The organism is Pseudomonas sp. LBUM1657 (assembly GCF_059716075.1).
This window is the reverse complement of record NZ_CP166799.1, coordinates 4,105,093-4,126,748: the sequence shown is the minus strand read 5'-3', so window position 1 is coordinate 4,126,748 and position 21,656 is coordinate 4,105,093. Positions and strand designations below refer to the sequence as shown.

Here is a 21,656-nt window from a genome sequence, read left to right as displayed (position 1 = left end):
TGTTGAATGATAAACCGCCTTCGCGAGCAGGCTCGCTCCCACAGGGGACTGTGGTGTCTGCTGAATCGCAGGCAAAAAAACGCCCCGAACCAGTCGGGGCGTCAGATGTGCGGCGTTGCGGTTAGCTTTTTATTCGGTCCGCAACGGCCGTTTGTTCAGGCGAAGCAGATCAGTGGAACTGTTCTTCTTCAGTCGAACCGGTCAGTGCGGTTACCGAAGACGAGCCACCTTGAATCACGGTGGTCATGTCGTCGAAGTAGCCGGTGCCCACTTCCTGCTGGTGAGCCACGAAGGTGTAACCCTTGGCGGCGTCAGCGAACTCTTGCTCTTGCAGCTTCACGTAGGCAGTCATGTCGTTGCGGGCGTAGTCGTGCGCCAGGTTGAACATGCTGTGCCACATGTTGTGAATGCCGGCCAGGGTGATGAACTGGTGCTTGTAACCCATGGCGGACAGTTCGCGCTGGAACTTGGCGATGGTCGCGTCGTCCAGGTTTTTCTTCCAGTTGAAGGAAGGCGAGCAGTTGTACGACAGCAGTTGGTCCGGGTATTCCTTTTTGATCGCTTCGGCGAAGCGACGAGCTTCGTCCAGATCCGGCTTGGCGGTTTCACACCAGATCAGGTCGGCGTACGGCGCGTAGGCCAGGCCGCGAGAGATCGCCTGGTCCAGACCGGCGCGCACTTTGTAGAAGCCTTCCTGGGTACGTTCGCCAGTCACGAATGGCTGGTCGTACGGGTCGCAGTCGGAAGTCAGCAAGTCAGCAGCGTTCGCGTCGGTACGAGCCAGGATGATGGTCGGTGTGCCGGCAACGTCAGCAGCCAGGCGAGCAGCGGTCAGCTTCTGAACGGCTTCCTGGGTAGGAACCAGTACCTTGCCACCCATGTGGCCGCATTTTTTCACGGAAGCCAGTTGGTCTTCGAAGTGAACGCCGGCGGCGCCTGCTTCGATCATGCTCTTCATCAGCTCGTAAGCGTTCAGTACGCCGCCGAAACCGGCTTCGGCGTCAGCCACGATCGGAGCGAAGTAGTCGATGTAGCCTTCGTCGCCCGGACCTTTACCGGCTTTCCACTGGATCTGGTCAGCGCGACGGAACGAGTTGTTGATGCGCTTGACCACGGTTGGAACCGAATCCACCGGGTACAACGACTGGTCCGGGTACATCGATTCTGCGGAGTTGTTGTCCGCAGCGACTTGCCAGCCCGACAGGTAGATCGCCTGGATACCGGCTTTGACTTGTTGCACAGCCTGGCCGCCGGTCAGGGCGCCCATGCAGTTGACGAAATCTTTCTCAGGACGGAAGGATGGCTTGGCGCCCTGGGTGACCAGGTTCCAAAGCTTTTCGGCGCCCAGTTTTGCAAAGGTGTGCTCAGGTTGAACCGAGCCACGCAGACGGACGACGTCAGCAGCGGAGTAAGCGCGTGTCACGCCTTTCCAGCGTGGGTTTTCAGCCCAATCTTTTTCGAGGGCTGCAATTTGCTGTTCGCGTGTCAGTGCCATGGAGATAAACCTCGTCGCGTCTTTAATCGAAAGTGGTTCTGGGTGGACAATTCCTGCGTGCCAAGTACGCATTTAGAGGTGCGTAAAAGGCTGCTCGCTGACCAGAAGCTTAGGTGGTCAAGTCGGATTCGGCGGGGTTGGCGACGGGATGAACGATGGGCTCGAGGGGAAGTGAGCAGGTAAGGGCGAACTGGCGAGCGCATTCGGGCGTCGTGGGCCTTGGTGCAAACATCAGTGTGGAGCCGGGTTACCTAATTACGCTTCCGTCCCTCGGGACAACTTCGTTCCAGTCGGCAACCTCGTCAAACACACCTTGTGGGCGGTACAGACACGAAGCGGCTCGCGGGGTAGGTGCGAACGGCGCTTCGAAGGCCCTTGCCAGGGCCCCTGATTAGCGGGAGCGAGGCCATCATGCCTTTGCTTTTTTGGATCGTCAAACGTTTTGTAGTGCTTTTTTTGTGGCACTACATCTTTGGTCTAATACGACTAATCAGTCAGATTTCGGTGGTTTAGTCCAAAGTATCGACTTTCACCCGCAAGGTCATGTCATCCCGTCCCTGGGTCGAGTAGCTGCGGGTTATGGCCTGTTTGTCAGCCTGAGTCTGGCGATTTACGCCGGCCAGGGTGATCCACTCGCCGAGGCGTCCCGTGACAGTTGTGTCGGTGCTTTGCACGTTCACTACATCGGGACGTTCCTGGCTAACTCGGTCACGGTTGGTACTGATCGACAGGTGAACGATTTCGCCGGTAACGCTGGCCGTGACGTAGAAACCCTGAGTCACGTTGCGGTATTCGGTCTGGCTGCGTAAATCACCGTAGGAGTCGGTCTGGGTGCTGGTGAGCGGCACGCTTTGACCGACCTGGATCAGGGCCGGTGCGCCTTCGCTGGCCTGGATCTGCTGGATCCCGCCGTCGCGGCTTTCGGTGCTGCGATTGATGATTTGGGTCTGACTCGGTTTGGCACCGTTCACGGAGTAACCCTGATCGCCCTGAAAGTTGTTTTCGTTGGTGTCGACCGTGATCAGCAGGCGCTTGGGGGCGGTGTCAAGTTGCGCGATAAGGGCCTTAAGTTCGTCGATCCTGCGCTGTTCTGCATTGACGATGAGCTGGTTGCCGTAGGCGCTGACCTGGCCATCCTTGCCGATGAAATCCTGCGCCATCGGCAGCATGTCGGTGCTTGTGCGGTAGTTCAGGGGCACGATCTCGGTGGCGGCCATGACCGAAAAACTGCAGGTCAGCAGCAGCGTGGTGAGCAGGGTGCGTAGGGACATGTCCGTTATCTCCGACTTTTAATCACTTGATATTGCCAGTTTGTCGGCCCGGGGTGGGGCAAGTTGAATCGTAGACAGCAAAACGCCCCGGCATCGGTCGATGGCGGGGCGTTTTGTGGTGTTGTCCATCGCCTTCGCGAGCAAGGCCGCTCCCACATTGGCTCTGTGCCGTTCACAGATCAAGTGTGGGGGCGGGCTTGCTCGCGAAGGGCGCGCCACGGTCTCAAACCGAATGACGCACCATGTCTACATGCGGAATCCCTGCTTCCAGGAATTCCTCACTGACCATGCTGAAGCCCAAGCGCTCATAGAACGCCGTGGCCTGTACTTGCGCGCTCAGCATCTGCTGCTTCAGCCCGCGCTTTTCGGCTTCGCCGATCACCGCTTGCATCAGCGCATCGCCGACATTCAAGCCGCGCCAATCCTTGAGCACCGACACCCGGCCGACGTGACCGTCGGGCAGCAGGCGGGCGGTGCCAATCGGAAAGTCGCCTTCGAGCGCGAGGAAATGCACGGCGCCCTGGTCATCGGCATCCCATTCCAGTTCAGGTGGAACGGACTGCTCGGCGACGAACACCGCTTCACGAATGCGCCGGATCTCGGCGTTGTCCTTTTGCCAGTCTGCGACACGTACGTGAATCTTATTCATCGGCAAACCCCAGGCTTCCTTGCTTGATCAGTTCACACAGCAGGCCGCGACCGTCTTCGTCGCTGAGCCAGTCGCCAAGGTTGTCGACGTGCAGCGCGTCGGCGGCGCAAATCATTTTCAGCAACTCGCGCAGTTTGCCCGGCAAGTATCGGCTCTGGCCGCTGGCGAACAGCAGCAGGTCGTCATCGACTTCGGACCAGGCCAGGCGCGCGCTTGGATTGCGGATCAACACCGCGCCTTGCTCGAGGCTGGCAAGCAGGTCGTCTTCTTCGATTTCTTCCGGGCCAACTACCAGCTCCGGGTAGCGCGGCTCGGTCATGAACTGGCCGAACCAGGTCAGCAACAGGCGCTCGTCGCTCATGTGCTCGGCCAGCAGGCTTTTCAGGCGATCGAGGGCGTCGTGCTGGATCTGATGTGGATCGACCGCAGGCTGGGCGTCGGCGTCGGTGTAACGCTCTTCGTCCGGCAGGAACTGGCTGAGGAAGTCGGTGAAGTGCGTGAGTACTTCAGCGGCGCTCGGTGCGCGGAAACCAACAGAGTAAGTCATGCAATCCTCGACGGCCACGCCGCAATGGGCCAGGCGTGGTGGCAGGTACAGCATGTCGCCCGGCTCCAGAACCCACTCGTCGGTGGCTTCGAAGTCGGCGAGGATGCGCAGGTCGGCGTGTTGCAGCAGCGGGCTCTCGGAATCGCACATCTGGCCGATTTTCCAGTTGCGCTTGCCGTGGCCTTGCAGCAGGAACACGTCGTAGTTGTCGAAGTGCGGACCCACGCTGCCACCTGGGGCGGCGAAGCTGATCATCACGTCGTCAATGCGCCAGCTCGGCAGGAAGCGGAAGTGCTCCAGCAATTCACTGACTTCCGGCACGAACTGGTCGACCGCCTGAACCAGCAGGGTCCACTCGCGCTCCGGCAATTTGCTGAATTCGTCTTCGGCGAACGGGCCGCGGCGCAATTCCCAAGGGCGCTCGCCGTGCTCGATCACCAGGCGCGATTCGACTTCTTCTTCCAGCGCCAAGCCGGCCAGTTCGTCAGCGTCGATCGGGCTTTCGAAATCAGGAATCGCCTGACGAATCAGCAACGGCTTTTTCTGCCAGTAGTCGCGCAGGAATTCCCGGGCAGTGATACCGCCCAGAAGTTGAAGAGGAATGTCAGGATTCATGTGTAACCTATTGAAAAAAAGCACTTTTCAGACGGGAATAAAAACGCCCGGCGCTGCCGGGCGTCTCAAACGGGTAAAGCGGTCGATCAGATGCGCTTGGCTTGCTCTACAGCGTTACCGATGTAGTTCGCCGGGGTGAGCAGCTTCAGTTCGGCCTTGGCGGCGGCTGGCATGTCCAGGCCGTCGATGAAAGTTTGCAGTGCTTCAGGGCTGATGCCCTTGCCACGGGTCAACTCTTTCAGCTTTTCGTACGGGTTTTCGATGTTGTAGCGACGCATGACGGTCTGGATCGGCTCGGCCAGAACTTCCCAGCAGGCGTCCAGGTCAGCGGCAATCTTCTGAGCGTTCAGCTCAAGCTTGCTGATGCCCTTGAGGCTGGCTTCGTACGCGATCACGCTGTGGGCGAAGCCGACACCGAGGTTGCGCAGGACGGTGGAGTCGGTCAGGTCGCGCTGCCAGCGGGAAATCGGCAGTTTGCTCGCCAGGTGCTGGAACAGTGCGTTGGCGATACCCAGGTTGCCTTCGGAGTTTTCGAAGTCGATCGGGTTGACCTTGTGCGGCATGGTCGACGAACCGATTTCGCCAGCGATGGTGCGCTGTTTGAAATAACCCAGGGAGATGTAGCCCCAGATGTCGCGGTCGAAGTCGATCAGGATGGTGTTGAAGCGGGCGATCGCGTCGAACAGCTCGGCGATGTAGTCGTGCGGTTCGATCTGCGTGGTGTACGGGTTGAAGCCCAGGCCCAGCTCGTCTTCGATGAAGGCGCGGGCGTTGGCTTCCCAGTCGATCTCAGGATAGGCCGACAGGTGAGCGTTGTAGTTGCCAACAGCGCCGTTGATCTTGCCCAGCAGCGGAACGGCAGCGACTTGAGCGATTTGACGCTCCAGGCGGTAAACCACGTTCGCCAATTCTTTGCCCAGGGTGGTTGGCGACGCCGGTTGGCCGTGGGTGCGCGAAAGCATTGGCACGTCAGCGAAACGGATGGCCAGTTCGCGGATAGCTTCGGCGGTCTGGCGCATCAGCGGCAGCATCACGTCATCACGGCCTTCACGCAGCATCAGGGCGTGGGACAGGTTGTTGATGTCCTCGCTGGTGCAGGCAAAGTGGATGAACTCGCTGACGTTGGCCAGTTCCGGCAGCTTGGCCGCTTGCTCTTTGAGCAGGTATTCGATGGCTTTGACGTCGTGGTTGGTGGTGCGCTCGATCTCTTTGACGCGCTCGGCGTGCTCCAGAGAGAAGTTTTCCGCCAGGGTGTTCAACACCGCGTTGGCTTCGGCGGAGAACGCCGGCACTTCGCTGATGGCAGGGTGAGCGGCCAGGCGCTGGAGCCAGCGCACTTCAACCAGAACGCGAGCACGGATCAGACCGTATTCGCTGAAAATTGGGCGCAGGGCCTGGGTTTTGCCGGCGTAGCGGCCGTCAACAGGGGAAACCGCAGTGAGCGAAGAGAGCTGCATGGGGTGTTCTCGGACAGTCGGGCAACGAAATGGGGCGCGTATCATACATGAAAAAATCCGCCGGTCCGTTGCCAACTGACCAGCGTATTACGCGTTACAGACTACAAAACGGTGTTGCGGGCGCGATTCAGCTGCTGCGCATCAGCGGGTAAAGCTCTTTAAGCAATTTGCGACGACTGATCACCAACTGCCAGCGGTGGCCGCCCAGCTGCCGCCACAGGCGTGCCGAACGAATCCCGGCCAGCAACAGGGCGCGGATCTTCGAGGCATTGCTCGGTTGCTGCAGGTTGCGCATGTCGCCGTGGACCTGAATCCGCTGGCGCAAGGTACTCAGGGTGTCCTGATACAGCGCGCCGCAGGCCGCGATCACGTTTTCGTGAGCCGGGCCGAAGTGCTCGACCTGGGACTGAATCTGCGGCAGACGCTTGCCGATCTCGTCCAGCATGTCGTCGCGCTTGGCCAGTTGACGCTCCAGGCCGAGCATCGCCAGCGCATAGCGCAGCGGTTCGCGCTGAAGGGTGCTGGGGTCGCGCTCCAGCGCGCCGATCAGCGCCCGGTAACCTTCACGCAGATTGATGTCGTCACCGCCGTAGACTTCAAGAGTGTCCTTGGGATCACGAATCAGCAGGCTGCCGAGCATGCAGGTCAGTCCGGCTTCGGTGGTCTGGCCGGTCTTGGCAATCTTGTCGACCAGTACGGCGGCGAGAAATACGCCGCCCAGCGCCGTCAGTTGCTCCTGAGTCGGGTTCATTGCTGCTCGCCTTGAGAAGTACCCTTGCTCGTCCACGGTTCGGCAATTTCGATCACGCCGCCGCCGAGGCAGATTTCGCCGTCGTAAAACACCACGGACTGGCCTGGGGTGACCGCGCGTTGCGGGTCATCGAAGGTCGCACGGTAACCGGTGGCGGTTTTTTCCAGCGTGCAGGGCTGATCGCTTTGGCGATAACGAACTTTCGCGGTCAACCGGCGCGGCTCGGTCAAATCGATCGGATTGACCCAATAGATGTCCGAGGCGAGCAGGGCGCGGGAGAACAGGTATGGGTGATCATTGCCCTGGCCAACGATCAGCTCGTTGTGTTCCAGGTCCTTGATCAGCACGTACCACGGCTCGTCACCAGCGTCTTTCAAACCGCCGATACCCAGGCCCTGACGCTGGCCGATGGTGTGGTACATCAAGCCGTGGTGACGGCCGATGACTTCACCTTCGGTGGTCTTGATCTCGCCCGGTTGGGCTGGCAGGTATTGCTTGAGGAAGTCGCTGAAGCGGCGTTCGCCGATAAAGCAGATCCCGGTGGAGTCCTTTTTCTTCGCGGTGGCCAGGTCGTGTTTCTCAGCAATCGCGCGCACTTCGGGTTTTTCCAGCTCGCCGACCGGGAACAGGGTCTTGGCGATCTGTTCACCGCCGACGGCGTGCAGGAAGTAGCTCTGGTCCTTGTTCGGGTCCAGGCCCTTGAGCAGTTCGGTGCGGCCATCGATATCGCGGCGACGCACGTAGTGACCGGTGGCGATCAGGTCGGCGCCGAGCATCATGGCGTAGTCGAGGAACGCCTTGAACTTGATTTCGCGGTTGCAGAGGATGTCCGGGTTCGGCGTGCGGCCGGCCTTGTATTCGGCCAGGAAGTGCTCGAACACGTTGTCCCAGTACTCGGCGGCGAAGTTGGCGGTGTGCAGCTTGATGCCAATCTTGTCGCACACGGCCTGGGCGTCCGCCAGGTCATCCATGGCGGTGCAGTATTCCGTTCCATCGTCTTCTTCCCAGTTCTTCATGAACAGGCCTTCCACCTCATAACCCTGCTCGATCAGCAGGAGAGCGGAAACGGAAGAGTCCACGCCGCCGGACATGCCGACAATGACGCGCTTCTTTTGTGTGTCAGAAGGGGCTGGATCACGCATAGGGATTCAATGAGTGTCTTGAAAAAGGACGCGATTCTAACAGGCCGGAGCCCGCAAGGCTAAAGAGAAGGGCGGATCAGTTCGAGGCCGAAGTGTTTGCCGTCCAGATAATCATCGATACAGCGGATGATTAACTCACTGCGCCAGTTTGCGCGCTGTGCCAGCAGTTCGTCACGGGTTAGCCATTTCGCGCCGACAATGCCGTCGTCCAGCTGATAGTCGGGGTGATGTTTGACCGGTTTTGCGGTGAAGCACACTCGCTGGTAGGTCACTCCGTTGCTGGGCGCAGTGTAAAGGTAAATGCCCACGACGCCCGTCGGCTCGACGTCCCAGCCGGTTTCTTCCAGCGTTTCGCGCACGGCGGCTTCGATCAGGGTTTCGTCCGGGTCGAGGTGGCCGGCCGGTTGGTTGAGTACCGTTCGTCCGTGCTTGGTTTCTTCGACCATCAGGAAGCGGCCGTTGTCTTCGACGATGGTGGCGACGGTGATGCGGGGTAGCCAATCCATAGGACTTCCTCGATTTAAATGTTGGTATGCGGTCAATGTGGGGCGGGCTTGCTCGCGAAAGCGGTGGGTCAGTCGATAGAGAGGTTGAATGATAAACCGCATTCGCGAGCAAGCCCGCTCCCACATTTTTCCCGTGTTCACATTGAAGGCCACAAACAGAAACCCCGGCACTGGGCCGGGGCTTCTTTGCAGCCTTACAGCCTTAAACCAGCGCGGCGATCGCGGTGTTGAAGGTGTTGCTTGGGCGCATGGCCTTGCTGATCAGCTCGGCATTGGCGTGGTAGTAACCGCCGATGTCCACTGGCTTGCCCTGAACGGCGTTGAGCTCGGCAACGATGGTTGCTTCGTTCTCGGTCAGGGTCTTGGCCAGTTGGCCGAACTGCGCTTGCAGTGCAGTGTCTTCAGTCTGGGCGGCCAGGGCCTGGGCCCAGTACAGCGCCAGGTAGAAGTGGCTGCCGCGGTTGTCGATGTTGCCGACTTTGCGCGATGGCGACTTGTTGTTGTCCAGGAACTGGCCGGTGGCCTGATCCAGGGTCTTGGCCAAAACCAGGGCTTTAGGGTTGTTATAAGTAACACCCAGATGCTCAAGGGAAGCGGCCAGTGCCAGGAACTCACCCAGGGAATCCCAGCGCAGGAAGTTCTCTTCCAGCAGCTGCTGAACGTGCTTCGGTGCCGAACCGCCAGCGCCGGTTTCAAACAGGCCGCCGCCATTCATCAGCGGAACGATCGACAGCATCTTGGCGCTGGTGCCCAGTTCCATGATCGGGAACAGGTCAGTCAGGTAGTCGCGCAGTACGTTGCCAGTCACCGAAATGGTGTCGAGGCCTTCGCGAGTGCGGTCCAGGGTGAACTTCATCGCGTCGACTGGCGCCATGATGCGGATGTCCAGGCCGGAGGTGTCGTGATCCTTCAGGTAAGCCTGAACTTTCTCGATCACTACGCCGTCGTGAGCGCGCATTGGGTCCAGCCAGAAAATCGCCGGGGTGCTGCTGGCGCGAGCACGGTTGACGGCCAGTTTGACCCAGTCCTGGATCGGCGCGTCTTTGGTCTGGCACATGCGGAAGATGTCGCCGGCTTCAACCGACTGTTCTAGCAGGGTGCGACCAGCGCCGTCGGAAACCCGAACCACGCCGTTGGCCTTGATCTGGAAGGTCTTGTCGTGGGAGCCGTACTCTTCAGCTTTTTTCGCCATCAGGCCAACGTTCGGCACGCTGCCCATGGTGGTCGGATCGAAGGCGCCGTGCAGCTTGCAGTCTTCGATCACCGCCTGGTAGATGGTCGCGTAGCAGCGATCCGGAATCACTGCCTTGGTGTCGTGCAGCTGACCGTCGGTGCCCCACATCTTGCCGGAGTCACGGATCATCGCTGGCATCGAGGCGTCGACGATGACGTCGCTCGGCACGTGCAGGTTGGTGATGCCTTTGTCGGAGTTGACCATGGCCAACGACGGACGAACGGCGTAGACCGCCTGGATGTCCGCTTCGATCTGAGCTTGCTGCTCGGCAGGCAAAGCCTTGATGCGAGCGTACAGGTCGCCGATGCCGTTGTTCAGGTTGAAGCCGATCTGTGCCAGCACGTCAGCGTGCTTGGCCAGTGCGTCTTTGTAGAACTCGGCAACGATCTGGCCGAACATGATCGGGTCGGAGACCTTCATCATGGTGGCTTTGAGGTGAACCGACAGCAGCACGCCTTTTTGCTTGGCGTCTTCGATCTCGGCGGCGATGAAGCTGCGCAGAGCGTTTTTGCTCATGACCGCGCAATCGAGGATCTCACCGGCTTGCACGGTGGTTTTTTCTTTCAGGACGGTGGTGGTGCCGTCTTGAGCGATCAGTTCGATTTTGACGGCGTCAGCGGCGTCGATCAGGGCAGCTTTTTCGCTGCCGTAGAAATCGCCGGTGCTCATGTGCGCTACGTGCGACTTGGAGTCCGCAGCCCAGGCGCCCATTTTGTGCGGGTGTTTACGCGCGTAGTTCTTGACCGACAGCGGGGCACGACGATCGGAGTTGCCCTCGCGCAGGACCGGGTTAACGGCGCTGCCCTTGATCTTGTCGTAGCGCGACTTGGCGAGCTTGTCGGCGTCGCTGGTCACTGTTTCCGGGTAGTCCGGCAGTGCGAAGCCCTGGGCTTGCAGTTCCTTGATCGCGGCTTGCAGCTGCGGAACCGAGGCGCTGATGTTCGGCAGCTTGATGATGTTGGCTTCAGGCGTAACGGCCAGGTCGCCCAGTTCGGCGAGGTGGTCGGCTACGGCTTTGTCACCCAATTGCTCGGGGAAGCTGGCCAGGATGCGCCCTGCAAGAGAGATATCGCGGGTTTCCACGGCGATATCAGCGGAGGCGGTGAAGGCCTCTACGATAGGCAACAGTGAATAGGTGGCGAGGGCGGGAGCTTCGTCGGTGAAGGTATAGATGATCTTCGAGCGGGTGGGCATATTCGGATTAACTCTCTCTTCTTTGCTAAAGCGTGCGCAGAAAAACTCGAGGGGCGCCGGGTAAGCGCGTTCGTTCAAAGTCATCCATGAGCCGAATGTCGAGGTTTCTTCGCGGTGATGTTGGGTGCATCAGTCGAGCGTCAAGCGGGTGGACTGCGGTAACAGTCCGGCTTTTTCAGGCCTAAAGCCTCGTAATAGAAAGGTCGGCCGTCGTGACTCTGTGGTCAGCGGCCGGCATTATACATAGGTAGCTGGCAATCTGCCGATGGTTCACACACAACGATTCTCGTCCATTGGTCTAAAGGTCGCAGGGGAGCACGGGGCGTAGAGTCTTGCACCGTGCTTGAGTTTGGCGCTTTTCCCTTTGCTTTCAGGCTTGTACGCCGTGAACTGTGTAGCTTTGCGGCAGATGGATGGAACATAGGGTTTGCGTGCCGATTTAACTGGGGTACGCTCGAACGAAGCCAGATGTTCAATCCAAACAATGGAGTTCAGCATGGGATACAAGAAGATTCAGGTTCCAGCCGTCGGCGACAAAATCACCGTCAATGCGGACCATTCTCTCAATGTTCCTAACAACCCGATCATCCCCTTCATCGAAGGCGATGGTATTGGCGTTGATATCAGCCCGGTCATGATCAAGGTTGTCGATGCTGCTGTTAAGAAGGCTTACGGCGGTGATCGCAAAATTTCCTGGATGGAAGTCTATGCCGGGGAGAAAGCGACTCAGGTTTACGATCAGGACACCTGGCTACCTCAGGAAACCCTGGACGCGGTCAAGGATTACGTGGTTTCCATCAAGGGCCCTCTGACCACCCCGGTCGGCGGCGGCATCCGTTCGCTGAACGTGGCCCTGCGTCAGCAACTCGATCTGTATGTGTGCCTGCGCCCGGTGCGCTGGTTCGAAGGCGTGCCTAGCCCGGTCAAGAAGCCAGGCGACGTCGACATGACGATCTTCCGTGAGAACTCGGAAGACATTTATGCCGGTATCGAGTGGAAAGCCGGTTCGCCGGAAGCGACCAAGGTCATCAAGTTCCTTAAAGAAGAAATGGGCGTTACCAAGATCCGTTTCGACGAAAACTGCGGTATCGGCGTCAAGCCGGTTTCCCTGCAAGGCACCAAGCGTCTTGCGCGCAAGGCCCTGCAGTACGTGGTCGACAACGACCGCGACTCGCTGACCATCGTGCACAAAGGCAACATCATGAAGTTCACCGAAGGTGCCTTCAAGGAATGGGCCTACGAAGTGGCCGCTGAAGAGTTCGGCGCGACCCTGCTCGACGGCGGTCCGTGGATGCAGTTCAAAAACCCGAAAACCGGCAAGAACGTTGTCGTCAAGGACGCCATCGCCGACGCCATGCTGCAGCAGATCCTGCTGCGCCCGGCCGAGTACGACGTCATCGCGACCCTGAACCTGAACGGTGACTACCTCTCCGACGCCCTGGCGGCCGAAGTGGGCGGTATCGGTATCGCGCCAGGTGCCAACCTGTCCGACACCATCGCCATGTTCGAAGCGACCCACGGTACTGCGCCGAAGTACGCCGGCAAGGACCAGGTCAACCCGGGCTCGCTGATCCTGTCTGCAGAGATGATGCTGCGTCACATGGGCTGGACCGAGGCCGCTGATCTGATCATCAAGGGCACCAACGGCGCGATTTCGGCCAAGACCGTGACCTATGACTTCCACCGTTTGATGGAAGGCGCGAAGCTGCTGTCTTCTTCGGCGTTTGGTGATGCACTGATCTCGCACATGTAAGCGAATTCAGATGTAACAAAAAACCGCCCGACTCAAGTGATTGAGCTGGGCGGTTTTTTATGACTGGATGATCGGTGTGTCAGGTCAATTCGGTTTCTTGTGAATTGGCGGCGGTGGAGGCTGCTGCTGCCTTGGCTGCAGTGTCTTCTATTTTAACCGCATGCAGACCCTTTGGACCCTGGATGATCTCAAAGGTCACGGCCTGTCCGGCTTTCAGGGTTTTATAGCCGTCCATGTCAATCGCCGAGTAGTGGGCGAAGAGGTCTTCGTCCTTGCCTTCCTCGTTGATGAAGCCATACCCCTTGGCATTGTTGAACCACTTGACCTTGCCGACTGCCATGCTCATATCCCTCTGCAACAGACTCCATCACTGGAGTATCATCCAGTTCATCCGCAGTCATTTCTCAGAAATAAGATTGACTCCGCGGACCTTTTTTACCCACTGTGGGCTCTATTGGTTGTAACACCGTTCTGCCGATAGTCAAGGTGACCAGGCAGTCGGAGTTGAAAACGACGTTGGCCGCCCCCACCACTGTATTTGCACAACTGACGAACCTTTCTTTCCATGCATGCAATCAGCCAGATTCGACTAACATTCAATCAGGATCGCCCGACTCTCCAAAAAGATCACCCGGAGGTACACGACGACGATTCCGCAGGCATTGCTGTTCAGGAGGCTAAGCCTGCTTTACAGGCGCCGCCGATGTACAAGGTGGTTTTGTTCAACGATGACTACACACCGATGGATTTCGTCGTCGAAGTGCTCGAGGTGTTTTTTAACCTGAATCGCGAGCTGGCGACCAAGGTCATGCTGGCCGTCCACACAGAAGGACGGGCAGTATGTGGAGTGTTTACCCGCGACATCGCCGAGACGAAGGCCATGCAGGTCAACCAGTACGCCAGGGAAAGCCAGCATCCGCTACTCTGTGAAATCGAGAAGGACGGTTAATCGCCGACCACTTGGGTATGAGGTGAAGCTATGTTAAACCGCGAGCTCGAAGTCACCCTCAATCTTGCCTTCAAGGAGGCTCGTTCGAAGCGTCATGAATTCATGACCGTCGAGCATCTCCTGCTGGCCCTATTGGACAATGAGGCTGCCGCCACCGTTTTGCGTGCCTGCGGCGCAAACCTCGACAAACTCAAGCATGATCTGCAGGAGTTCATCGACTCCACGACGCCATTGATCCCCGTTCATGACGAGGATCGTGAAACCCAGCCAACCCTGGGCTTCCAGCGTGTTCTGCAGCGTGCTGTCTTTCACGTACAGAGCTCGGGCAAACGCGAAGTGACTGGCGCCAACGTGCTGGTTGCGATCTTCAGTGAGCAAGAGAGTCAGGCAGTGTTCCTGCTGAAACAGCAGAGCGTTGCGCGCATCGATGTCGTCAACTACATCGCTCATGGCATTTCCAAAGTGCCGGGGCATGGCGATCACTCTGAAGGTGAGCAAGATATGCAGGACGACGAGGGCGGTGAGTCTTCATCTTCAGGCAATCCTCTGGATGCTTATGCCAGCAACCTCAATGAACTCGCGCGCCAGGGTCGTATCGATCCGTTGGTAGGCCGTGAGCTGGAAGTCGAGCGTGTCGCGCAGATTCTGGCGCGTCGCCGCAAGAACAATCCGCTGTTGGTGGGCGAGGCGGGCGTGGGTAAAACCGCGATTGCCGAAGGCCTGGCCAAACGCATTGTCGACAACCAGGTGCCGGACCTGTTGGCCAACAGCGTGGTGTATTCCCTCGATCTGGGGGCCTTGCTGGCCGGGACCAAATACCGCGGCGATTTCGAGAAGCGCTTCAAGGCGCTGCTCAATGAGCTGAAAAAACGTCCGCAGGCGATTCTGTTCATCGATGAAATCCACACCATCATCGGTGCGGGTGCCGCATCCGGTGGCGTCATGGATGCCTCGAACCTGCTCAAGCCGCTGCTGTCATCCGGTGATATCCGTTGCATCGGTTCGACCACGTTCCAGGAATTTCGCGGGATCTTCGAGAAGGACCGTGCCCTGGCCCGGCGCTTCCAGAAGGTCGATGTGTCGGAGCCGTCGGTGGAAGACACCATCGGCATCCTGCGCGGCCTCAAAGGTCGTTTCGAAGCGCACCACAACATCGAATACAGCGATGAAGCCCTGCGCGCCGCTGCTGAACTGGCCTCGCGTTATATCAACGACCGGCACATGCCGGACAAGGCCATCGACGTCATCGACGAGGCGGGCGCCTATCAGCGTCTGCAGCCAATCGAGAAGCGCGTAAAACGCATTGAAGTGGCGCAGGTTGAGGATATCGTCGCGAAAATCGCGCGGATTCCGCCAAAACACGTCACAAGCTCCGACAAAGAGCTGCTGCGTAACCTTGAGCGTGACCTGAAGCTGACGGTCTTTGGTCAGGATGCCGCGATCGACTCGCTGTCGACTGCGATCAAACTGTCCCGCGCCGGTCTCAAGTCGCCTGACAAGCCTGTCGGTTCGTTCCTGTTCGCAGGGCCTACCGGTGTCGGTAAAACCGAAGCGGCGCGTCAGTTGGCCAAGGCGTTGGGGATTGAACTGGTTCGCTTCGACATGTCCGAGTACATGGAGCGCCACACCGTATCGCGTCTGATCGGTGCACCTCCTGGCTATGTCGGGTTCGATCAGGGCGGTCTGCTGACCGAAGCCATCACCAAGCAGCCTCATTGCGTGCTGTTGCTCGATGAGATCGAGAAGGCGCATCCGGAAGTCTTCAACCTGCTGTTGCAGGTCATGGACCACGGTACGCTGACCGATAACAACGGGCGCAAGGCGGATTTCCGTAACGTGATCGTCATCATGACGACCAACGCCGGTGCCGAAACCGCAGCCCGTGCTTCGATCGGTTTCACCCATCAGGACCACTCGTCCGATGCGATGGAAGTGATCAAGAAGAGCTTCACGCCGGAATTCCGTAACCGTCTGGACACCATTATCCAGTTTGGTCGCCTCAGCCATGAGGTCATCAAGAGCGTGGTGGACAAGTTCCTTACCGAGCTTCAGGCGCAGCTGGAAGACAAGCGTGTGCAGCTGGAAGTGACGGACGCGGCGCGCAGCTGGCTGGCCGCGGGTGGCTACGACACGGCAATGGGCGCTCGACCAATGGCGCGTTTGATCCAGGACAAGATCAAGCGTCCGCTGGCCGAAGAGATCCTCTTTGGCGAACTGGCCGACCATGGCGGCGTGGTTCATATCGACCTGAAGGATGGCGAGTTGACCTTCGAGTTCGAGACCACGGCTGAAATGGCCTGACGTTTACCGCAACAAAGCAAAAGGCGCCGAAAGGCGCCTTTTTGCTGTCTTGAAGAAACTCTCAAATCCCTTGTGGGAGCGGGCTTGCTCGCGAAAGCGGTGGCTCAGCTTGCATCAATGTTGAATGTGCCGCCGTCTTCGCGGGCAAGCCCGCTCCCACATTGACCGGGTGCGGCCTACAAATCCTGGACAAACAAAAACGCCCGGCATAAACCGGGCGTCTTGTATTGACTTGATTAGCGAGCGCGGTAAGTGATGCGCCCTTTGCTCAAGTCATAGGGCGTCAGCTCGACGCGCACTTTGTCACCGGTAAGAATACGGATGTAGTTCTTGCGCATCTTGCCGGAAATATGCGCGGTTACGACGTGCCCATTTTCCAACTCCACACGAAACATGGTGTTGGGCAGGGTGTCGACGACAGTGCCTTCCATTTCGAAGCTGTCTTCTTTCGACATGCAGTAAAGCCCTCGGTGTCCAATGAATGGCCCGGTGCAACTGCGCCAGGCAAAAGCGGCGTGCATTGTGCCCGAAAAAGGGGGTTTAAGCCAAGGGGTTTAGGGGCTGCTCTAGTTCAGGATGACCCAGCGCTGATTAATCAGCAGTTCGATAGGTCGATATTGGGTCTTGTAGCTCATTTTTTTGCAGTTTTTGATCCAGTAGCCGAGGTAGACCGCTTCCAGCCCCAGGCGCCGGGCTTCGGCGATTTGCCAAAGGATCGCGTAGCGCCCCAGGCTACGACGTTCTTCGGCGGGCTCGTAAAACGTATAAACCGCCGACAGACCGTTGGGCAGCAAGTCAGTGACGGCGACGGCCAGCAGCCGTCCGTCGAGGCGGAACTCGTAGAATCGGGAAAACGGCAGGTCACGTACCAGGAACGTCGAAAACTGATCGCGACTCGGCGGGTACATATCGCCATCGGCATGCCGCTGTTCGATGTAGCGCTGATAGAGATCGAAATACTCTTCACTGAACCCGGGTTTGGCCGGGCGCACTTTCAGGTCAACGTTGCGTTTGAAAATGCGTTTTTGCTGACGGTTGGGTGAAAACTGCGCCACAGGAATGCGTGCCGGGACGCAGGCATTGCAATTCTGGCAATGGGGACGGTAGAGATGATCGCCGCTACGACGGAAACCCATTTCCGACAGGTCTGCGTAGACATGCACATCCATGGGCTGACTAGGGTCGAGGAACAAGGTCGTGGCCTGCTCCTCCGGCAGATAACTGCAAGAGTGGGGCTGAGTGGCATAGAACTTCAAACGCGCCAACTCGGTCATGATCAACCCTCGGGGATAAGCTTTGAATTAAGTGTAAGCCACACGCGCAAAAGTCGCTCAGCAAACCCAGGTGGCACGGCTGGGTTGATCCAGATGCTGCGCAAGGTAGCCGGCAAACTCGCGGCGGGGAATCGCCCGGGCGCCGAGACTGTGCAGATGGTCGGTAGGCATCTGGCAATCGATCAGCACGAAACCCGAGTCTTTCAGATGTCGCACCAGTGTGGCAAAGCCATATTTCGACGCATTATCGGCTCGACTGAACATGGACTCGCCAAAAAACAGTTGCCCCATCGCCAGGCCGTAGAGCCCGCCGACCAGTTCGCCCTGGTCCCAGACTTCCACTGAATGCGCGTAACCGCGTTTGTGCAACTCGAGGTAGGCGGTCTGCATCGCGTCGGTGATCCAGGTGCCGTCGGCGTACTCCCGGGGTGCGGCACAGGCACCAATGACCGAGGCAAAATCCCGATCGAAGGTCACTTGATAACGTTGTTGTCGCAGCAATTTGTTCAGGCTGCGCGAGACGTGCAGTTCGTCGGGAAATAGAACGGTGCGCGGGTCCGGCGACCACCAGAGAATCGGCTGGCCTTCCGAAAACCACGGAAAGCAGCCGTGGCGATAGGCCTGGATCAGACGATCAGCGGAGAGGTCGCCGCCCGCAGCCAGCAATCCGTTGGGATCGCGCATGGCTTTTTCCAGCGGCGGGAAGGTCAGGGTATTGCGTTGTAACCAAGTCAGCATGGCATCCGGGCTTGCAGAAGGGGAGGGCGGTGGCGGGCGGTTGGGCCCACCGTGAAGTTTGCCGTCAAACGACAGGAATGTCGTCGAGGTATTTCTCGGCATCCAGTGCGGCCATGCAGCCGGCCCCGGCAGACGTGACGGCCTGGCGATAAACATGGTCGGCCACGTCGCCCGCGGCGAACACGCCTTCGATTTCCGTGGAAGTGGCATCGCCTTCGCTGCCGCCCTTGACCAGCAGGTAGCCGTCACGCATGTTCAATTGGCCCTGAAACAGGTCTGTATTGGGCTTGTGGCCGATGGCGATGAATACACCCGTCAGTGGCAACTCGCTGGTTTGACCCGTGTGGCTGTCCCGCAGACGGGCGCCGGTCACGCCGCTGGCATCGCCCAGGACTTCATCCAGATTCTGGTTCCAGTGCAGGCGGATATTGCCGTTGGCCGCTTTTTCGAAGAGTTTGTCCTGAAGGATCTTCTCCGAGCGCAATTTGTCGCGCCGGTGAATCAGGTGGACCTCTTTGGCGATGTTCGACAGGTACAGTGCTTCTTCAACGGCGGTGTTGCCGCCGCCGACCACCGCGACTACCTGATTGCGGTAGAAGAAACCGTCGCAGGTGGCGCAGGCCGAAACCCCTTTGCCGGCAAACGCCTCTTCCGATGGCAGCCCCAGGTATTGCGCCGAGGCGCCGGTGGCAATAATCAGCGCATCGCAGGTGTAGGTGCCGCTGTCGCCGATGAGTTCGAACGGGCGCTGCTGCAACTTGGCGGTGTGGATATGGTCGTAAACGATCTCTGTGTCAAAGCGCTCGGCGTGTTTTTGCATGCGTTCCATCAGCACCGGCCCGGTCAGGCCTTCGACGTCGCCGGGCCAGTTATCGACTTCGACGGTGGTGGTCAGCTGGCCACCTGCCTGTATGCCGGTAATGACAACGGGCTTGAGGTTGGCGCGGGCGGCATAAACGGCTGCGCTGTAACCGGCAGGGCCGGAACCCAGAATGATCAGGCGGGAATGCTTCGCTTCGCTCATAAAAACACCTCATAAGCCTTTGTCACAAAAGAGAATGCATGCTCAAATTGAATCGCGCGCAATGGGCTTTTGGCTATGCTACACCCAAGGGTCACAAGCATGGCATCGGGCGAACAAACCCGTACAATGCCTGTCTGTAACCGTGCTTGTAACAAAATAAGCAGTGCATGCCGTGTTTATAAAAACCGGGGCACAGTGTTAAAAGTAGTCCCGGTTGCGTCGGTTAACTTTTTTTACCTGCCTGGATTGGGCAGTTTTTTATAGTCATTCAACAGATGGACGCGCCACAGGCGCAGGAAAAGAAGCGTTTTGAAGAAATCCACCGCAGCACCTAAACCAGCCGTCGTTCCGCTCTGGCGCCAGCAATTGCACTACCGACTCAAGGAAGGTGCGTTGATCGCCATCGGTGCCTTGTGCCTGTTCCTGATGATGGCCTTGTTGACCTATGGCAAGGACGATCCGGGCTGGAGCCATAACAGCAAGATCGACGACGTGCAGAACTTCGGCGGTCCGGCCGGCTCCTACAGCGCCGATATCCTGTTCATGGTGTTGGGTTACTTCGCCTACATCTTCCCGCTGTTGCTGGCGGTCAAGGCTTATCAAATCTTCCGTCAGCGCCACGAGCCGTGGCAGTGGAGCGGCTGGCTGTTCTCCTGGCGTCTGATCGGCCTGGTGTTCCTGGTGCTGTCGGGCGCAGCCCTGGCCCATATCCATTTTCACGCGGCGACCGGTCTGCCGGCCGGCGCGGGCGGTGCGCTTGGCGAAAGCCTCGGCGACCTGGCCAGGAACGCCCTGAATATTCAGGGCAGTACGCTGTTGTTCATCGCTCTGTTCCTGTTCGGTCTGACGGTGTTCACCGACCTGTCGTGGTTCAAGGTGATGGACGTCACGGGCAAGATCACCCTCGACCTGCTGGAACTGTTCCAGGGCGCGGCCAATCGCTGGTGGGCCGCCCGGACCGAACGCAAGCAACTGGTCGCCCAATTGCGCGAAGTCGACGATCGCGTGCATGACGTGGTGGCGCCGACCGTCACCGACAAACGTGAACAGGCCAAGGTCAAGGAACGCCTGATCGAGCGCGAGCAAGCCCTGAGCAAACACATGTCGGACCGCGAGAAGCAGGTGCCGCCGGTGATTGCGCCAGCGCCACCCAAGCCCGCCGCACCCAGCAAGCGTGTGGAAAAAGAGAAACAGGCGCCACTGTTCGTCGACAGCGCCGTCGAAGGCACCTTGCCGCCGATCTCGATTCTCGATCCTGCGGAAAAGAAGCAACTCAATTACTCGCCTGAATCCCTGGCTGCGGTTGGCCACTTGCTGGAAATCAAGCTCAAGGAATTCGGCGTTGAAGTCTCGGTGGATTCGATTCACCCGGGCCCGGTGATTACCCGTTACGAAATCCAGCCAGCGGCAGGCGTCAAGGTCAGCCGCATCTCCAACCTGGCGAAAGACCTGGCACGTTCCCTGGCTGTGACCAGTGTGCGTGTGGTGGAAGTGATTCCGGGCAAGACCACCGTCGGTATCGAAATTCCTAACGAAGACCGCCAGATCGTGCGTTTCTCCGAAGTGCTGTCGACCCCTGAGTACGACAACTTCAAGTCACCGGTCACGCTGGCCCTGGGTCACGACATCGGCGGCAAGCCGGTGATCACCGACCTGGCGAAAATGCCTCACCTGCTGGTGGCCGGTACGACCGGCTCCGGTAAGTCGGTGGGTGTGAACGCGATGATCCTGTCGATCCTGTTCAAGTCCGGCCCGGAAGACGCCAAGCTGATCATGATCGACCCGAAAATGCTTGAGTTGTCGATCTACGAAGGCATTCCGCACTTGCTGTGCCCGGTCGTGACCGACATGAAGGACGCGGCCAACGCCCTGCGCTGGAGCGTGGCGGAGATGGAGCGCCGCTACAAGCTGATGGCGAAGATGGGCGTGCGCAACCTGTCGGGCTTCAATGCCAAGGTCAAGGAAGCCCAGGACGCCGGCACGCCGTTGACCGATCCTTTGTACAAGCGCGAAAGCATTCACGACGAAGCGCCGCTGCTGACCAAGCTGCCGACCATCGTCGTGGTCGTCGACGAATTTGCCGACATGATGATGATCGTCGGCAAGAAGGTTGAAGAACTGATCGCTCGTATCGCCCAGAAGGCCCGTGCCGCCGGTATCCACTTGATCCTCGCGACCCAGCGTCCGTCGGTCGACGTGATCACCGGGCTGATCAAGGCCAACATTCCGACCCGTATGGCGTTCCAGGTATCGAGCAAGATCGACTCCCGGACCATCATCGACCAGGGCGGCGCCGAGCAACTGCTGGGCCACGGTGACATGCTCTACATGCCGCCGGGCACCAGCCTGCCGATCCGTGTCCACGGTGCCTTCGTTTCCGATGACGAAGTTCACCGGGTGGTCGAGGCCTGGAAACTGCGCGGCGCGCCGGAATACAACGACGAGATTCTCGCTGGCGTCGAAGAGCCCGGTAGCGGCTTTGATGGCGGCAGTGGCGGTGGCGACGATGATGCGGAAACCGATGCGCTCTATGACGAAGCCGTGCAGTTCGTGCTGGAAAGCCGTCGTGCGTCCATCTCTGCGGTTCAGCGCAAACTGAAAATCGGCTACAACCGCGCCGCGCGCATGATCGAAGCCATGGAAATGGCCGGGGTCGTGACGTCCATGAATACCAACGGTTCGCGTGAAGTCCTGGCGCCTGGCCCGGTACGCGACTGAATTGATTGAAACGCGGTGGCGTAATGACGCGCCATCGC

18 protein-coding genes are annotated in these 21,656 nt (G+C 58.9%); 4 read left to right on the top strand and 14 right to left on the bottom strand.

Translation table 11 applies throughout. The annotated features are described in order from the left end of the window. Positions 1 to 169: 169 nt before the first annotated feature. The 9 genes from aceA to ACA055_RS19100 all read right to left on the bottom strand — a co-directional run bounded on the left by aceA (position 170) and on the right by ACA055_RS19100 (position 10,861). Complete coding sequence (gene aceA / locus ACA055_RS19140; RefSeq protein ID WP_149418015.1) at positions 170 to 1,495, bottom strand: isocitrate lyase; 1,326 nt, start codon at positions 1,493 to 1,495, stop codon at positions 170 to 172. 509 nt (positions 1,496 to 2,004) lie between these two features. Then, a complete protein-coding gene (locus ACA055_RS19135; protein ID WP_497680083.1) occupies positions 2,005 to 2,766 on the bottom strand; it encodes a secretin N-terminal domain-containing protein in 762 nt (253 codons plus the stop codon). Positions 2,767 to 2,989: 223 nt separating this feature from the next. Then, complete coding sequence (locus tag ACA055_RS19130; protein ID WP_497680082.1) at positions 2,990 to 3,415, bottom strand: GNAT family N-acetyltransferase; 426 nt, start codon at positions 3,413 to 3,415, stop codon at positions 2,990 to 2,992. Then, on the bottom strand, positions 3,408 to 4,577 hold the full coding sequence (locus ACA055_RS19125) for a ribosomal protein uL16 3-hydroxylase (RefSeq protein ID WP_497680081.1): 1,170 nt from the start codon (positions 4,575 to 4,577) through the stop codon (positions 3,408 to 3,410). The genes ACA055_RS19130 and ACA055_RS19125 overlap by 8 nt, the downstream gene beginning before the upstream one ends. 86 nt (positions 4,578 to 4,663) lie before the next feature. Further along, positions 4,664 to 6,034, bottom strand: coding sequence for an adenylosuccinate lyase (gene purB / locus ACA055_RS19120; RefSeq protein WP_497680080.1), 1,371 nt, complete (start codon positions 6,032 to 6,034; stop codon positions 4,664 to 4,666). A gap of 127 nt (positions 6,035 to 6,161) precedes the next feature. Further along, positions 6,162 to 6,785, bottom strand: a complete 624-nt coding sequence (gene hflD / locus ACA055_RS19115; protein WP_461960512.1) for a high frequency lysogenization protein HflD — start codon at positions 6,783 to 6,785, stop codon at positions 6,162 to 6,164. Continuing rightward, positions 6,782 to 7,927, bottom strand: a complete 1,146-nt coding sequence (mnmA, locus tag ACA055_RS19110) for a tRNA 2-thiouridine(34) synthase MnmA (protein WP_497680079.1) — start codon at positions 7,925 to 7,927, stop codon at positions 6,782 to 6,784. The genes hflD and mnmA overlap by 4 nt, the downstream gene beginning before the upstream one ends. 59 nt (positions 7,928 to 7,986) lie before the next feature. After that, positions 7,987 to 8,433 (bottom strand): NUDIX hydrolase, encoded by a 447-nt coding sequence (locus ACA055_RS19105; protein ID WP_497680078.1) that lies wholly within the window; start codon positions 8,431 to 8,433, stop codon positions 7,987 to 7,989. A 202-nt stretch (positions 8,434 to 8,635) separates the two neighbouring features. Then, on the bottom strand, positions 8,636 to 10,861 hold the full coding sequence (locus ACA055_RS19100) for an NADP-dependent isocitrate dehydrogenase (protein ID WP_497680077.1): 2,226 nt from the start codon (positions 10,859 to 10,861) through the stop codon (positions 8,636 to 8,638). A 496-nt stretch (positions 10,862 to 11,357) separates the two neighbouring features. Here ACA055_RS19100 and icd point away from each other — a divergent pair, with 496 nt between their 5' ends. Then, positions 11,358 to 12,614: an NADP-dependent isocitrate dehydrogenase gene (gene icd, locus ACA055_RS19095; protein ID WP_497680076.1), complete on the top strand. Its 1,257-nt coding sequence runs from the start codon at positions 11,358 to 11,360 to the stop codon at positions 12,612 to 12,614. Between the two features lie 79 nt (positions 12,615 to 12,693). On the opposite strand, the gene cspD is transcribed toward icd, so the two are convergent. After that, positions 12,694 to 12,954, bottom strand: coding sequence for a cold shock domain-containing protein CspD (cspD, locus tag ACA055_RS19090; RefSeq protein WP_497680075.1), 261 nt, complete (start codon positions 12,952 to 12,954; stop codon positions 12,694 to 12,696). A gap of 225 nt (positions 12,955 to 13,179) precedes the next feature. Between cspD and clpS the strand changes: the two genes are divergently transcribed. Continuing rightward, entirely contained in the window at positions 13,180 to 13,563 is a 384-nt protein-coding gene (gene clpS / locus ACA055_RS19085; RefSeq protein ID WP_030130931.1) for an ATP-dependent Clp protease adapter ClpS, read from the top strand. A gap of 30 nt (positions 13,564 to 13,593) precedes the next feature. Beyond that, positions 13,594 to 15,864 carry an ATP-dependent Clp protease ATP-binding subunit ClpA gene (gene clpA / locus ACA055_RS19080; protein WP_497680074.1) on the top strand — a complete coding sequence of 757 codons (2,271 nt, stop codon included), beginning with the start codon at positions 13,594 to 13,596 and terminating at the stop codon, positions 15,862 to 15,864. A 236-nt stretch (positions 15,865 to 16,100) separates the two neighbouring features. On the opposite strand, the gene infA is transcribed toward clpA, so the two are convergent. From infA to trxB, 4 genes are all read right to left on the bottom strand, one after another. Beyond that, complete coding sequence (infA, locus tag ACA055_RS19075) at positions 16,101 to 16,319, bottom strand: translation initiation factor IF-1 (protein ID WP_002553999.1); 219 nt, start codon at positions 16,317 to 16,319, stop codon at positions 16,101 to 16,103. A gap of 111 nt (positions 16,320 to 16,430) precedes the next feature. Further along, positions 16,431 to 17,138: an arginyltransferase gene (locus ACA055_RS19070; RefSeq protein ID WP_497680073.1), complete on the bottom strand. Its 708-nt coding sequence runs from the start codon at positions 17,136 to 17,138 to the stop codon at positions 16,431 to 16,433. 57 nt (positions 17,139 to 17,195) lie between these two features. Beyond that, entirely contained in the window at positions 17,196 to 17,876 is a 681-nt protein-coding gene (gene aat, locus ACA055_RS19065) for a leucyl/phenylalanyl-tRNA--protein transferase (protein WP_497680072.1), read from the bottom strand. 64 nt (positions 17,877 to 17,940) lie between these two features. After that, positions 17,941 to 18,900, bottom strand: a complete 960-nt coding sequence (trxB, locus tag ACA055_RS19060) for a thioredoxin-disulfide reductase (protein WP_497680071.1) — start codon at positions 18,898 to 18,900, stop codon at positions 17,941 to 17,943. A 309-nt stretch (positions 18,901 to 19,209) separates the two neighbouring features. Between trxB and ACA055_RS19055 the strand changes: the two genes are divergently transcribed. After that, the gene (locus tag ACA055_RS19055; RefSeq protein WP_497680070.1) at positions 19,210 to 21,618 is read left to right on the top strand and encodes a DNA translocase FtsK; all 2,409 of its coding nucleotides are present in this window, start codon (positions 19,210 to 19,212) and stop codon (positions 21,616 to 21,618) included. Positions 21,619 to 21,656: the final 38 nt, after the last annotated feature.